The organism is Psychrobacillus sp. FSL H8-0510, assembly GCF_038008345.1.
Taxonomy (GTDB): domain Bacteria; phylum Bacillota; class Bacilli; order Bacillales_A; family Planococcaceae; genus Psychrobacillus; species Psychrobacillus psychrotolerans.
The window spans coordinates 3,341,634-3,355,483 of the sequence record NZ_JBBOYZ010000001.1 but is presented as its reverse complement, the minus strand read 5'-3'; the positions used below and the strand labels follow the sequence as shown (position 1 = coordinate 3,355,483).

Sequence of the window (13,850 nt, the reverse complement as noted above, 5' to 3'; positions counted from 1 at the left end):
ATGATTACTGGAATAGGATTAGATATAACTGAAATAGAAAGAATCCAATCCATTTCTGCTAAAACACGTAAGTTTGAAGAGCGGGTACTTTCCGAAAAAGAAAGAGTTCAATTAAATGAGTTATCCGGGACAAGACGAATCGAATACTTAGCAGGGAGATTTGCAGCCAAAGAAGCATTTTCAAAAGCTCGAGGATCTGGAATAGGGAAAGATTGTAGTTTTCAAGATATTGAAATTATAAAAGAACCTTCAGGTAAGCCTGTTTTATATTTTAAAGGAATAGAAGTTAATGGATTTGTATCTATAACCCATACAAAAGTTTATGTGGCTGCTCAAGTAATTCTACAATCATAACCGGTCGTCCATCTACATACAATGAATGAACGCAGTGATAATAGAAAGGATGGACTGATTGAAGAGCCGCGTGGCTAAACTATTTTTTTTAATTGTAACAATCTTAGTACTTTCCGCATGTGGAGCCGATTCGAAAGAAGATGTTGTGAAAAAACTTAGTAACAAGTGGGTGGATGCAAAGGGGTATGAGCTCGAAGCAGAGATGAGCATCATGACTGGGGAAGAACCAAGAGTATATGGTGTGGAAGTTTGGCACACTAAACCGGATTTTTACCGAGTACAGGTATCGGATACAAATGCAGAGAATACCCAAATGATCATCCGTAACACAGAAGGTGTATTTGTCGTAACACCAGCGCTGAACAAAACGTATAAGTTCCAAAGTAAATGGCCAACTGAAAATAGCCAAGCATATTTAATCGGTTCACTAGCCAACGACATAAAAAAAGATAAAACGGCAACCTTCAAAGAAGAAGGTGACAAATATGTCTTTGAAACAAAAACTAGTAACAACCATAAAACTATGCTGCCAACTCAAAAGATTTACATCAATAAAAAGACATTACTACCAACAGATGTTTCTATCATGAATGAAAACAAAGAAGAGCAAATTCATATTACATTTAAAAAAGTGTCGCTAGGAAAAACACATGCAGCAGCAGAATATAAAATAGAGCAAACACCTACAGGTAAAGCAGAAGGCACGGAAGAAACCGTAGAGACATCGGCAGAGATTGATAATGCTGAAATGGAAACTTATTATCCAATGTTAAAATGGGATCAAGTGCACAATATTGATGAAAAAGTTGTGGAAGTCGACGGAGAAAAAAGAGTTATTTTAACATATAGTGGAGACAAAGAGTTTACGATAATTCAACATCGAAGCGAACCGGGGGACTCCTCTATTATTCCTGTATTCTCACCTGGAGATCCGGTTGATCTAGGAGTAGCAATTGGTGCAATTACTGACCAGTCTCTTTCTTGGGAGCAAGATGGTATGTCATTCTTTATTGCATCCTCTACATTGACGAAAGAAGAAATGATTGAAGTTGCCGCATCTATGACAACTAGTGGTTTAAAGTAATTAGGGTTGACTACTTCAGTACACTAGTAGGATAATCGGTTTAAACTGATTAAAAGAGGGAACTATATGTCTCAACAGCTATACCGACCTACATTCATCAAAGTAAACTTACAAGCTATACAAAATAATATTAAACGGCTCATGGAAATACTTCCAGAACACACTGCCGTGATTGCTGTAGTTAAAGCGAATGGCTACGGTCATGGAGATATTGAAGTTGCGCAGGCAGCATTAAAAGCAGGAGCCAATCTTTTGGCGGTTGCCACGCCAGAAGAAGCATTACATTTAAGGGAAGCAGGTATTGAAGCGGAAATACTTCTAATAGGTACATCTCCGCTCTCTTTTTTAGAGGAAGCTTCTAAACAAAACATTACACTTACAGCATATTCATATGAGTGGTTACTTGCTACTAAGGATCTTCAAATTCCTTTAAAGCTTCATATAAAAATCGATAGTGGAATGGGTAGAATTGGTTTTACAGAAGTGACAGAGCTACAGCAGGCACTTGCCTTTATCAGCAAAAGAGATTGGTTGCAAATTACGGGCGTTTTTACTCATTTTGCAACTGCTGATGAAGAGGAGCAAACACTATTCCGAAAACAAGTTTCCAGATTCGAACAATTATTAAATGTATTTGAGCAAAGACCCGCAATGGTTCATACTTCTAATAGTGCAGCGGCTTTACTATACCCTGACCAACACTGGAATGCGGTGCGTTTTGGTATATCTATGTATGGAATAGCGCCGTCTTCTTGGGTTAATGGAGAACTTCCGTTTCCCTTAGAAAAAGCTCTTTCGTTACACACTGAGGTTGCACATGTTAAAAAGGTAACGAAGGGTTCTACCATTGGTTACGGAGCTACATATGTAGCTCCAACAAATGAGTGGATTGCAACAATTCCGATTGGTTATGCAGATGGGCTATTAAGGAAACTTCATAACCAGTCTGTTTTGATAAAAGGTAAAAAGATGCCAATCGTCGGGAAAATTTGTATGGATCAATGCATGATTCGTCTCGATGAAAAAATAGAGGTTGGCGAAAAAGTTACATTACTAGGTTTACAGGAAAATGAAGAGATTCTAATAGAAGAATGGGCGGAAGCATTGGAAACTATCCCTTATGAAGTTTGTTGCACTTTCTCTAACAGAATCCCTAGAATATATAGCAAGTAGATTTTCGACAAAACTTAAAGTTATATGCATAAATTGTCTAACCATTTCTCTTAATGTCTTTTATTTAAGCTATAGAAATGGTAAGATGAAGTATATTGTCATATAGGGAAATGTTTTGTCGGAGGTGTTTGCTGTGGTAAGTGATAAAAAGAAAAAGGAAGCGATCATTCAGCTTCCAAATCAATTGGTTAATGAAGGAGTAAAAACCGTAAAACAATCATTAACTGGCGTAGAAAGTTTCGTTCGTGTCCAAGCAAATGAATATGTAAAAAATGGTCAGGCAAATCTTATAAGAGAAGCGATGAAGAAAGGCTATGTTGAGATGTCTCATATAAATCTATCCATTTGCACGGAGTGTTTACATGCAGAGTATGAAGCTCAACATACGACAGAGCGACTCGTAAGTGGAGGATGAAAATTTGATCGTAAAACGTGGAGACGTTTTTTTTGCGGATTTATCACCAGTAATCGGGTCTGAGCAAGGTGGAACCAGACCCGTTTTGGTGATACAAAATGATATCGGTAATAGATTCAGTCCAACTGTCATCGTGGCAGCTATCACAGCTCAAATTCAAAAGGCAAAGTTACCAACACATGTAGAAATAAATGCAAAAGAATATGATTTTGAACGAGATTCCGTTATTTTGTTGGAGCAGTTAAGAACAATTGATAAATCCAGACTTACGGATAAAATCACCCACCTAGATGAAGACGTGATGGAAGACGTAGATCATGCATTAGGGATTAGCTTAGGGATTGTTAAATTTTAATACATAGTAAAAACACAATGTGGAACCGACAAAAACACATTGTGTTTTTTAATAGGAATTTTTTTAACAAAGTTAGAGTTGAAGGTAAAACTAATTCACTTTACTTGGTTTGCAAAATATTATATTACAGGGTAGTGTCACTAATCAGGTAAAACATGGACAAGTGTAAAAGATGTAATGTTAGATGAAATTCTGTACAATATAATTACTAATATTCAACGAGGAGATGTATGTAAAACAATGAATAGCAGAATTGCTTCGTATATTCACGATAATATTGATGAAATTTTAGAAAAGTGGAGAATAAAAATGGAGGAAGAGAAGGATGATCGTTTCTTCCAGATTATGTCTAATAGAATAGTGGATAATACAGTTCGTGAATTCGGAGAGTTAATGATTTCAAGTCTAACGGAAGACCGCGATACATATACGGCCAAGTTAAATGATTTTTCCGTTCAAATTGTACATTATGGATGGTCAATCTCATTTGTTTTAAAAGCCTTAACCAATTTCACAGAAATTATCTATGAAAAAATGGACGATGTAGAGAACTTAGATGAAGGTAATTTCCAATCATATAGAGAAATATTAAATAATTGGATTATTCCTTTGAATCACAGCATTGTAGATGCCTATTCGGTAGTGTGGGAAAAAACGGTGAGTCTACAAAAGATTGCTCTACAAGAACTGTCTGCTTCCTTAATACCTGTCTTCGAAAAAATTTCCGTAATGCCTTTAGTAGGTACAATTGATACGGAACGAGCAAAGCTAATAATGGAAAATCTTCTACAGGGAGTTGTAAAGCATCGTGCAGAAGTTGTGTTGCTAGACATTACGGGCGTCCCAGTAGTAGATACGATGGTTGCACATCATATTATTCAAGCAGCAGATGCCGTCCGATTAGTCGGAGCTAAATGTATGCTAGTCGGAATCCGTCCGGAAATTGCGCAAACTATTGTTACACTAGGTATAAACTTAAATGATTTTACAACAACAAGTACTTTACAAAAAGGCGTTGAACAAGCCCTGGCTTTAACAAATCGAGCAATAGTAGAGGTGGAAGCATAATGATGACAAGAATACCTATTTTAAAATTGAGAGATTGTTTAATCGTTTCCATTCAGTGGGAGTTAGATGATCAAACTGCTCTTTCTTTTCAAGAAGATTTACTTGATAAGCTTCATACAACATCTGCAAGAGGAGTAGTGCTTGATCTTACACCAATAGATTTTATAGACTCATTCATCGCAAAAGTATTGGGAGATGTAATCAGTATGTCGGGTCTAATGGGTGCGAAGGTAGTAATTACAGGTATTCAACCTGCGGTAGCTATTACTCTCATAGAATTAGGCATTAGACTCGAAAATGTAGTTACGGCCCTAGACTTAGAAAATGGATTGGAAAAATTAGAACGAGAATTGGAGGACTAGTCCATGAACTTAAGGTCTTCTGTTGATATAATAACTGAGTGGGATATCGTTGCTGCAAGGCAACTTGGTAGAAATGAAGCGAAGGATGTAGGCTTCGGTACAGTTGACCAAGCAAGAATCACAACAGCGATTAGTGAACTCGCTCGGAATATATACTTATATGCTGGTAAAGGTAAAATAGAAATTAGACAAATTACTGATGGCAACCTAAAAGGTCTGCTTGTCATTGCATCTGATAAAGGACCAGGAATTGCAGATGTTCGTAAAGTCATGGAAGATGGATATACTACATCAGGTGGTTTAGGTGCCGGCCTTCCAGGAGTAAAGCGACTAATGGACGATTTCAAAATTGAAACTGTCCTAGGAGAAGGTACCACTATTAGTGCATCTAAGTTATTAAGATAGGAGGTAATTCAAAGTATGCCTCAAGAATTTAAGAGACAATACAGAGAGATTTTAGAGCAATATACACAAAGACAAACAGAACATAATTTGTATGAAGGTCAAAACTTCAGTAGACAACTTATCCAAAAGAATATTTCTCCAGAGGAAGTTATAAGTATACATAAGGCTTCTTTAGAAGAGCTTATGCCTGAATTGCCAAATAATGTTTGGCATTCTTTTGATTTATTAATAGAAGTGATGATTAGATATGGACTTGCACTAAAAGAACACCAGACCCTAATTAAAAAACAGGAAAACTTTAGAATGGAAATGGAGCTGGCTTCTAATGTTCAACAAACGTTGTTGAAAACTAAAGTGCCAGAAATGAACAGTTTAGATATAGGGATGATCTCTGTTCCTGCAAAAGAAATGAATGGGGATTACACGCATTTTCTAAATGATGATACTACAGTAGGTATTGCCGTTGCAGATGTAATCGGTAAAGGGATTCCAGCTGCCCTATGCATGTCCATGATTAAGTATGGGATGGATAGTTTAAATGGAGCAGAAACTGAACCCATTGTTGTACTAGATGTCATCAATCGAATTGTTGAGAAAAGTGTAAGTGATTCGATGTTCATCTCCATGTTTTATGGAACTTATGATACTTCTACAAGTGTATTTACATATGCCTCTGCAGGACATGAGCCACCTTTATTTTATTGTGCTAAGTCTAATAGTTTTTCAGAACTACAAGCAAAGGGATTATTGTTAGGGGTAATTCCCAATGTTAAATACGAACAACACTCTATTTCTTTAGGAAAAGACGATTTTGTCGTTATGATGACTGATGGTGTAACTGAATGCCGTTCAAAAGAGGGATTCATTGACCAAAAAACCGTGATGGATATTATTGAAAGCGTAAGAGATCAATCTGCTCAAGATATGGTGGAATATGTGTTTCACAAGCTTGAGGAATTACAGGAGTTTGAACAACGAGATGATTTCACACTCGTTATTTTCAAAAAGAAGTAATTTGAGGTTTATTAATAACTGCTTTGTGGTATAGAGACTATAGACAATAGATAATAGACTATATATAGCGAAAACGGGGGAATAAAAATGAATATTTCAGTTGAATTACAAACGATAGCTGAATTGCATATTAAAGGATTAATTGGTGGTGAAATCGATGCTTTTACAGCGCCGATTTTAAGAGAGAAACTTGCAGAGGTAACCTTACAGGATAATATACATGTTGAATTGAATTTACAAGATGTTTCCTATATGGATAGTACGGGACTAGGTGTTTTTGTGGGCTTTTATAAGAGCGTCATAGCTGCAAATGGTCATATGGAGTTAACGGGACTTTCATCTAGATTGAAGCGCTTATTTGATATTACTGGTTTAGTGGAAATTATGGATATACAGGCTAGAGATGAAGAGGTGAAAATAGATGAAACCGTTTGATTATGTTGAAATTCGGGTGCCTGCAAAGCCTCAATATGTTAGCGTTGCTCGCCTCACAATTTCTGGTTTGGCCAATCGTATCGGATTTACGTATGATGATATCGAAGACTTAAAAATAGCTGCAAGCGAAGCGATTACAAATGCAGTCCAACATGCATATGCGGATAATGAGGAAGGCGAAGTGGTTATTGGCTGTGCATTATACGATGAAAAAATAGAAATCATGGTAGCGGATCATGGTAAAAGTTTTGACTTTGAAGAAACGAAAGCAAAAGTCGGCCCTTATCATGATTTAGAGGAAGGATCTTTCTTGAGAGAAGGAGGTCTTGGTTTATATTTGATCGAGACATTAATGGATGAGGTTAAAGTACATCACCAAGAAGGCGTTACTGTATTTATGACGAAACATGTCAGAGTAGAGCAGGTGGATGAAAATGTCGAACACGTCCCTTCCTAATAAAGAATCGAAAGAGAAAATATTGGGATGGATCAAAGAATATCAAGAGACAGAAAGTGAAGAGGCACAAACTAACTTAGTACTGAATTACACTAGGTTGGTAGAATCCATTGCTCGAAAATATTCTAATGGTAAATCGCATCATGAGGATATCGCCCAAGTCGGCATGCTTGGTCTTCTTGGAGCTATCCGAAGATATGATCCATCATTCGGAAAAAACTTTGAAGCTTTTGCTATCCCTACCATTATCGGAGAGATTAAACGCTTTTTAAGAGATAAAACCTGGGCTGTACATGTTCCAAGAAGGATAAAAGAACTTGGACCACGAATCCGAGTAGCAGTGGAAACACTAACAGTGGAATTCCAACGTTCTCCTATTATTCCGGAAATCGCTGATTTTCTAGGTGTAGAAGTAGAAGACGTACTTGAAGCCATGGAAATGGGTAAAAGTTATCAGGCATTATCTATGGATCATTCACTTGAATCTGACTCAGACGGTAGTACCATTACGTTATTTGATGTTATTGGTAAAGCAGATGGCGAATACGAGAAAACAGATCAACGCTTACTTGTTGCTAATGCACTAAATGTATTATCAGATCGAGAGAAAGAAATCATTCAACTTACATACATGGAGCAGCTTAGTCAAAAAGAAACAGGAGATCGTCTAGGTATATCCCAAATGCATGTATCTAGGATTCAACGAAAGGCTATAAAGAAATTACAGGAGGCCATTTTATTGTCAGGTGAAGTAGTTAAATGATGAATTTTTCAGATGACAAAGTAGATTTGTTTGTATACCAAGAAGCCAAAAGTGGAAATCTAGAATCTGGAGATACTTATTATATTACAAAGACAGATGAGTTTATGCTTTGTGCTATAGCAGATGGGTTGGGAAATGGACCTGTGGCTAAAGAGTCTGCAGATATTATCCCGAAGATTCTAGAGGAATATAAAGAAGAAACATTAGATGAATTACTACTACGTTGCAACGAGTTAATGGTTAGTAAGAGAGGTGCAGCAGTAGCGATAGTTAAAATAGATTATAAACATCAAACTATATCCTATAGCTGTGTTGGTAATGTGAAGTTTTATATGTATAAACGCTCTACCGATAAAATGATTTATCCTCTACCCGTGATGGGCTACTTATCAGGCAGAAAGCAAAAGATTAATACCCAAACATATGCCTGTGAAAAAAATGATTTGTTCATGCTTCACTCAGACGGGGTTGTGATGAAAAGTCCGAAATCCACTATAAAAAATGCCTCGAATGCGGAATGTCTCTATGAAACGATTTTTAAAGAAATTGAACATGGCGACGACTCAACGTTTATAGTAGGAAGCTTACTCTAATATAGGGTAAGCTTTTTTGTTTGGCTTTTTCTAGAAGGTAACAAATATGATAAACTGAGTACTATAAAGAAAGGACGTGTTCATATTGGAAATAAAGAAAATGCTCCAACTTGTTTCAAAAGATACAGGTGTTAAATCATCACAAGCTGAACAAGTTATAAAATTACTAGAAGAGGGAAATACCGTTCCTTTTATAGCACGATATAGAAAAGAACAAACAGGCTCTTTAGATGAAGTCCAAATTAAAGCCGTTGAAGATCGGTATAATTACATACAGCAGTTGGAACAAAGAAAAGAAGAGATCCTTCGCTTAATTGAAGAGCAAGGTAAACTAACCGAAGAGTTAACTGCTTCTATTAATAATGCGACGGTATTGCAACGATTAGAAGATTTATATCGACCATATAAGCAAAAACGTAGAACAAAGGCTACTATTGCAAAGGAAAAAGGATTAGAACCTTTGGCGGCTCTCATCATGACTTTCCCTAAAGAATCCATTTCTAAGTTAGCAGAAGGCTATTTAAATGAAGAGCTAGAAGTTCTTTCAGTAGAGGATGCGTTACTTGGTGCTAGAGATATCCTAGCTGAGCAATTTGCTGACGATGCGAAAATAAGAGAGCAAATCCGTAATATTACCCGTGCGGACGGTAAAATTATTACATCGGTCAAAAAGGCAGAGCTAGATGAAAAGAATGTGTTTGAAATGTATTATGAGTACGAAGAACCTGTTAAAAAGATAGTTCCTCATCGTATATTAGCGGTAAACCGAGGGGAAAAAGAAGATATCTTAAAAGTTGCTCTTCAAGTTCCTATGGAGAAAGCAGCTAATGTGATGAAAACACATTGGATTAAACCATCCTCTAGTGATGCAGTGGAACAAATTGAATTGGCGGTAGAAGACTCATACAAACGACTAATTCAGCCTTCTGTTGAACGAGAGATTCGAGCAGAGCTTACAGAAAAAGCAGAAGCTCAGGCTATTCACATATTCTCCGAAAACCTAAGGAACCTACTATTGCAACAACCATTAAAGGGAAAAGTAATTCTAGGTGTCGATCCAGCTTATCGTACTGGGTGTAAATTAGCGGTTGTAGATGATACAGGAAAACTGCTAGAAGTATCGGCTATTTATCCACATGCGCCTAAAATGGATGTGGAGGGTTCCAAGAAAAAAGTACTTGCTTACTTAAAAAACTATCCTATTTCTTTAATAGCTATCGGAAATGGTACCGCTTCTCGCGAAACAGAACAATTCATTGTGGACTGTTTGAAAGAGGTAGAGGGCGAGGTAGCGTATGTAATAGTAAATGAAGCGGGTGCCAGTGTGTATTCAGCATCTGAAACAGCACGTAATGAGTTTCCTGACTTACAAGTAGAGCAAAGAAGTGCGGTATCTATTGCAAGAAGATTGCAGGATCCTTTGGCGGAATTAGTGAAGATAGATCCAAAAGCGGTAGGAGTAGGACAATACCAACATGACGTTTCGCAAAAGAAATTATCCGATTCCTTATCCTTTATAGTAGAAACTGCGGTTAACCAAGTAGGAGTAAATGTAAATACTGCATCTGCTTCCCTTTTACAATACGTCTCAGGGCTGTCAAAAACAGTTGCAGAAAACGTGGTGAATATGAGAAACGAGCAAGGGAGGTTTACTTCGCGAGCACAACTTAAGAAAATTCCACGCCTTGGAGCCAAAACTTATGAACAAGCAATTGGGTTTTTACGCGTACCAGATGCAAAAAATCCGTTTGATGCAACAGGAATACACCCTGAAAGTTATAAGGGAGCGGAGCAGGTACTGGAAACTGCAGGACTTAAGAAGGCGCAAATAGGCACAAAAGAAGCAGAAGAGGCATTAAAGAAAATTTCTATTGAAGAAGTAAGTAGAGAGTTAGAAATAGGGGAGATCACATTAAAGGATATTGTAGATACATTGATCAAACCGGCGCGTGACCCTCGTGAAGCATTCCCGCAGCCAATCCTGAAAAAAGATGTACTCAAATTAGAGGATTTAAAAACAGGAATGGAGTTACAAGGAACAGTAAGAAATGTAGTAGACTTCGGTGCATTTGTAGATATTGGTGTAAAACAAGATGGCCTAGTTCATATTTCTAAACTAAAAAAAGGCTTTGTCAAACATCCTTTAGATGTTGTCTCCCTTGGAGATATAGTTACTGTCTGGGTAGAACAGTTTGATGCCAACAAAGGAAGGATTGCATTAACGATGCTTCCTCCTGAACAACAAGTGTAACGAATAGAGTTGTCCAATGGAGATATGCCACTGGACAACCTCTTTTTAAATAGGGGGGAGATAATATGTCTGATGAAAAATTACACGAACTAGTAAGTCATGTATCAAACGAAGTCTTTGGGAAACAATTTCAACATAAAGCATATTTCAACAAAAGACTTAGAACAACTGGTGGAAGGTATATGTTGAGATCGCACAATATAGAAGTGAATCCGCTAGTTTTCGAAAAGTACGGAATGGATGAGTTGCTAGGCGTGATCAAACACGAGCTTTGTCATTATCACTTACATATAGAAGGAAAAGGCTATCAGCATAGAGATACTGACTTTAGGGAGTTACTTAAAATAACTAACTCACCTAGATTTTGTTCTACATTAGTGGAGAGAAAAGTCCGGAAAAGTAAAAAGAGATATACGTATAAATGTGTAAAATGCTCTCTTTCATATAATCGGAAAATTCGTTTAAATACTAGGAAATACCGTTGTGGCAAGTGTTTTGGAGACCTAATGTTAGTTTCTTTTGAAAATCTTAAATAAATTATCAAAAAGTAGTTGACGTTTTGCAAAACCCTCTCTATAATAGAAAAAGTCGAGTAAAACAAAACGACAAAAGTTATTCCGAAGTAGCTCAGTGGTAGAGCAATCGACTGTTAATCGATCGGTCGTAGGTTCGAGTCCTACCTTCGGAGCCATTATGGCCCCTTGGTCAAGCGGTTAAGACACCGCCCTTTCACGGCGGTAACACGGGTTCGAATCCCGTAGGGGTCATTACCATTTATATTTATTACTTTGTATTTTCAACGGTCCCGTGGTGTAGCGGTTAACATGCCTGCCTGTCACGCAGGAGATCGCCGGTTCGATCCCGGTCGGGACCGCCATGTTGGGGTATAGCCAAGCGGTAAGGCAATGGATTTTGATTCCATCATGCCCTGGTTCGAATCCAGGTACCCCAGCCATTTTTGAGCCATTAGCTCAGTTGGTAGAGCATCTGACTTTTAATCAGAGGGTCGTAGGTTCGAATCCTACATGGCTCATCAAATTGTTGTTGACATTTAAGGTGTTCGAGAGTATAATCAACCTTGTTCTGTTAAGTACTAAGCGGTCGTGGCGGAACGGCAGACGCGCTAGGTTGAGGGCCTAGTGGGGGATAACCCCGTGGAGGTTCAAGTCCTCTCGGCCGCACCAGTCACATAACAATTTAACAAAATTTAATGCGGGTGTAGTTTAGTGGTAAAACCTCAGCCTTCCAAGCTGATGATGAGAGTTCGATTCTCTTCACCCGCTCCATTATTTAATATCATTGAATATTGAACATTGAAAACTGAACATGCAAAACGTTAAGAAACATAGCTTTCAACTAACTTAGTTAGTATGATAGCAAAACAATTTTTGACATCATTTAATGATGATGCCAGCAAAACAAATTGAGCTTTTTAAGTTCTCTATTATGGAGAGTTTGATCCTGGCTCAGGACGAACGCTGGCGGCATGCCTAATACATGCAAGTCGAGCGAATGACGAAGAAGCTTGCTTCTTCTGATTTAGCGGCGGACGGGTGAGTAACACGTGGGCAACCTGCCCTGTAGATTGGGATAACTCCGGGAAACCGGGGCTAATACCGAATAATCCATTTCCTCACATGGGGAGATGTTAAAAGACGGTTTCGGCTGTCACTACAGGATGGGCCCGCGGCGCATTAGCTAGTTGGTGAGGTAACGGCTCACCAAGGCGACGATGCGTAGCCGACCTGAGAGGGTGATCGGCCACACTGGGACTGAGACACGGCCCAGACTCCTACGGGAGGCAGCAGTAGGGAATCTTCCACAATGGACGAAAGTCTGATGGAGCAATGCCGCGTGAGTGAAGAAGGTTTTCGGATCGTAAAACTCTGTTGTGAGGGAAGAACAAGTATGAGAGTAACTGCTCGTACCTTGACGGTACCTCATTAGAAAGCCACGGCTAACTACGTGCCAGCAGCCGCGGTAATACGTAGGTGGCAAGCGTTGTCCGGAATTATTGGGCGTAAAGCGCGCGCAGGCGGTCCTTTAAGTCTGATGTGAAATCCCACGGCTCAACCGTGGAAGGTCATTGGAAACTGGGGGACTTGAGTACAGAAGAGGAAAGCGGAATTCCAAGTGTAGCGGTGAAATGCGTAGAGATTTGGAGGAACACCAGTGGCGAAGGCGGCTTTCTGGTCTGTAACTGACGCTGAGGCGCGAAAGCGTGGGGAGCAAACAGGATTAGATACCCTGGTAGTCCACGCCGTAAACGATGAGTGCTAAGTGTTAGGGGGTTTCCGCCCCTTAGTGCTGCAGCTAACGCATTAAGCACTCCGCCTGGGGAGTACGGTCGCAAGACTGAAACTCAAAGGAATTGACGGGGGCCCGCACAAGCGGTGGAGCATGTGGTTTAATTCGAAGCAACGCGAAGAACCTTACCAGGTCTTGACATCCCGCTGACCGGCCTAGAGATAGGCTTTTCCCTTCGGGGACAGCGGTGACAGGTGGTGCATGGTTGTCGTCAGCTCGTGTCGTGAGATGTTGGGTTAAGTCCCGCAACGAGCGCAACCCTTGATCTTAGTTGCCAGCATTTAGTTGGGCACTCTAAGGTGACTGCCGGTGATAAACCGGAGGAAGGTGGGGATGACGTCAAATCATCATGCCCCTTATGACCTGGGCTACACACGTGCTACAATGGACGGTACAGAGGGTCGCAACCCCGCGAGGGTGAGCAAATCCCATAAAACCGTTCTCAGTTCGGATTGTAGGCTGCAACTCGCCTACATGAAGCCGGAATCGCTAGTAATCGTGGATCAGCATGCCACGGTGAATACGTTCCCGGGCCTTGTACACACCGCCCGTCACACCACGAGAGTTTGTAACACCCGAAGTCGGTGGGGTAACCCTTACGGGAGCCAGCCGCCGAAGGTGGGACAGATGATTGGGGTGAAGTCGTAACAAGGTAGCCGTATCGGAAGGTGCGGCTGGATCACCTCCTTTCTAAGGATAATATCGGAATACGAATCTTTATTCGTATCTTAACGTTTTGCAGTTCAGTTTTGAATGTTCATTTTATATGAAGATTCAACGCTTGTTCTTTGAAAACTGGATAAAACGACATTGA

General features: G+C 39.4%; 15 protein-coding genes, 7 tRNA genes and 1 rRNA gene. All 23 read left to right on the top strand.

The window, feature by feature from the left end; translation table 11 throughout:
- On the top strand, window positions 1-354 hold the full coding sequence (gene acpS, locus MHI40_RS17050; protein WP_340763640.1) for a holo-ACP synthase: 354 nt from the start codon (window positions 1-3) through the stop codon (window positions 352-354).
- Window positions 355-412: 58 nt separating this feature from the next.
- Window positions 413-1,438, top strand: coding sequence for a LolA family protein (locus MHI40_RS17045; RefSeq protein WP_340763639.1), 1,026 nt, complete (start codon window positions 413-415; stop codon window positions 1,436-1,438).
- A 66-nt stretch (window positions 1,439-1,504) separates the two neighbouring features.
- Window positions 1,505-2,611: an alanine racemase gene (gene alr, locus MHI40_RS17040; protein ID WP_340763638.1), complete on the top strand. Its 1,107-nt coding sequence runs from the start codon at window positions 1,505-1,507 to the stop codon at window positions 2,609-2,611.
- A 133-nt stretch (window positions 2,612-2,744) separates the two neighbouring features.
- Entirely contained in the window at window positions 2,745-3,026 is a 282-nt protein-coding gene (locus tag MHI40_RS17035) for a transcriptional regulator (RefSeq protein ID WP_245762718.1), read from the top strand.
- 4 nt (window positions 3,027-3,030) lie between these two features.
- Entirely contained in the window at window positions 3,031-3,381 is a 351-nt protein-coding gene (locus tag MHI40_RS17030) for a type II toxin-antitoxin system PemK/MazF family toxin (protein WP_093537576.1), read from the top strand.
- Between the two features lie 240 nt (window positions 3,382-3,621).
- Window positions 3,622-4,449 (top strand): STAS domain-containing protein, encoded by an 828-nt coding sequence (locus MHI40_RS17025; RefSeq protein ID WP_340764572.1) that lies wholly within the window; start codon window positions 3,622-3,624, stop codon window positions 4,447-4,449.
- Complete coding sequence (locus tag MHI40_RS17020) at window positions 4,449-4,811, top strand: STAS domain-containing protein (RefSeq protein WP_093537578.1); 363 nt, start codon at window positions 4,449-4,451, stop codon at window positions 4,809-4,811. The genes MHI40_RS17025 and MHI40_RS17020 overlap by 1 nt, the downstream gene beginning before the upstream one ends.
- A 3-nt stretch (window positions 4,812-4,814) precedes the next feature.
- A complete protein-coding gene (locus tag MHI40_RS17015; RefSeq protein WP_093537579.1) occupies window positions 4,815-5,216 on the top strand; it encodes an anti-sigma regulatory factor in 402 nt (133 codons plus the stop codon).
- 15 nt (window positions 5,217-5,231) lie between these two features.
- Complete coding sequence (locus tag MHI40_RS17010) at window positions 5,232-6,230, top strand: PP2C family protein-serine/threonine phosphatase (protein ID WP_093537580.1); 999 nt, start codon at window positions 5,232-5,234, stop codon at window positions 6,228-6,230.
- Between the two features lie 87 nt (window positions 6,231-6,317).
- Window positions 6,318-6,665: an anti-sigma factor antagonist gene (locus MHI40_RS17005; protein ID WP_093537581.1), complete on the top strand. Its 348-nt coding sequence runs from the start codon at window positions 6,318-6,320 to the stop codon at window positions 6,663-6,665.
- Window positions 6,652-7,122, top strand: coding sequence for an anti-sigma B factor RsbW (gene rsbW, locus MHI40_RS17000; RefSeq protein ID WP_093537582.1), 471 nt, complete (start codon window positions 6,652-6,654; stop codon window positions 7,120-7,122). The genes MHI40_RS17005 and rsbW overlap by 14 nt, the downstream gene beginning before the upstream one ends.
- Window positions 7,100-7,885, top strand: a complete 786-nt coding sequence (gene sigB, locus MHI40_RS16995) for an RNA polymerase sigma factor SigB (protein WP_093537583.1) — start codon at window positions 7,100-7,102, stop codon at window positions 7,883-7,885. Before rsbW ends, sigB begins: the two co-directional genes overlap by 23 nt.
- A complete protein-coding gene (locus MHI40_RS16990; RefSeq protein ID WP_093537584.1) occupies window positions 7,882-8,478 on the top strand; it encodes a PP2C family serine/threonine-protein phosphatase in 597 nt (198 codons plus the stop codon). The genes sigB and MHI40_RS16990 overlap by 4 nt, the downstream gene beginning before the upstream one ends.
- A gap of 85 nt (window positions 8,479-8,563) precedes the next feature.
- On the top strand, window positions 8,564-10,729 hold the full coding sequence (locus MHI40_RS16985) for a Tex family protein (protein ID WP_340763637.1): 2,166 nt from the start codon (window positions 8,564-8,566) through the stop codon (window positions 10,727-10,729).
- 65 nt (window positions 10,730-10,794) lie between these two features.
- Window positions 10,795-11,265 (top strand): SprT family protein, encoded by a 471-nt coding sequence (locus tag MHI40_RS16980; RefSeq protein ID WP_093537586.1) that lies wholly within the window; start codon window positions 10,795-10,797, stop codon window positions 11,263-11,265.
- An 80-nt stretch (window positions 11,266-11,345) separates the two neighbouring features.
- A tRNA-Asn gene (locus tag MHI40_RS16975) sits at window positions 11,346-11,420 on the top strand.
- A gap of 4 nt (window positions 11,421-11,424) precedes the next feature.
- Window positions 11,425-11,496 (top strand) — tRNA-Glu (locus tag MHI40_RS16970).
- Between the two features lie 34 nt (window positions 11,497-11,530).
- Window positions 11,531-11,606, top strand: a tRNA-Asp gene (locus MHI40_RS16965).
- Window positions 11,607-11,609: 3 nt separating this feature from the next.
- Window positions 11,610-11,684, top strand: a tRNA-Gln gene (locus MHI40_RS16960).
- Between the two features lie 5 nt (window positions 11,685-11,689).
- Window positions 11,690-11,762 (top strand) — tRNA-Lys (locus tag MHI40_RS16955).
- 64 nt (window positions 11,763-11,826) lie between these two features.
- A tRNA-Leu gene (locus MHI40_RS16950) sits at window positions 11,827-11,913 on the top strand.
- Between the two features lie 28 nt (window positions 11,914-11,941).
- Window positions 11,942-12,015, top strand: a tRNA-Gly gene (locus tag MHI40_RS16945).
- Between the two features lie 157 nt (window positions 12,016-12,172).
- Window positions 12,173-13,726, top strand: a 16S ribosomal RNA gene (locus MHI40_RS16940).
- The last annotated feature ends 124 nt before the right edge of the window (window positions 13,727-13,850 follow it).

Bases quoted from the DNA above. Each gene is read 5' to 3' on its own strand.
- acpS (WP_340763640.1), top strand. From the start codon at position 1: ATGATTACTGGAATAGGATTAGATATAACTGAAATAGAAAGAATCCAA.
- alr (WP_340763638.1), top strand. From the start codon at position 1,505: ATGTCTCAACAGCTATACCGACCTACATTCATCAAAGTAAACTTACAA.
- MHI40_RS17025 (WP_340764572.1), top strand. From the start codon at position 3,622: ATGAATAGCAGAATTGCTTCGTATATTCACGATAATATTGATGAAATT.
- MHI40_RS17020 (WP_093537578.1), top strand. From the start codon at position 4,449: ATGATGACAAGAATACCTATTTTAAAATTGAGAGATTGTTTAATCGTT.
- MHI40_RS17015 (WP_093537579.1), top strand. From the start codon at position 4,815: ATGAACTTAAGGTCTTCTGTTGATATAATAACTGAGTGGGATATCGTT.
- MHI40_RS17010 (WP_093537580.1), top strand. From the start codon at position 5,232: ATGCCTCAAGAATTTAAGAGACAATACAGAGAGATTTTAGAGCAATAT.
- MHI40_RS17005 (WP_093537581.1), top strand. From the start codon at position 6,318: ATGAATATTTCAGTTGAATTACAAACGATAGCTGAATTGCATATTAAA.
- rsbW (WP_093537582.1), top strand. From the start codon at position 6,652: ATGAAACCGTTTGATTATGTTGAAATTCGGGTGCCTGCAAAGCCTCAA.
- sigB (WP_093537583.1), top strand. From the start codon at position 7,100: ATGTCGAACACGTCCCTTCCTAATAAAGAATCGAAAGAGAAAATATTG.
- MHI40_RS16990 (WP_093537584.1), top strand. From the start codon at position 7,882: ATGATGAATTTTTCAGATGACAAAGTAGATTTGTTTGTATACCAAGAA.
- MHI40_RS16980 (WP_093537586.1), top strand. From the start codon at position 10,795: ATGTCTGATGAAAAATTACACGAACTAGTAAGTCATGTATCAAACGAA.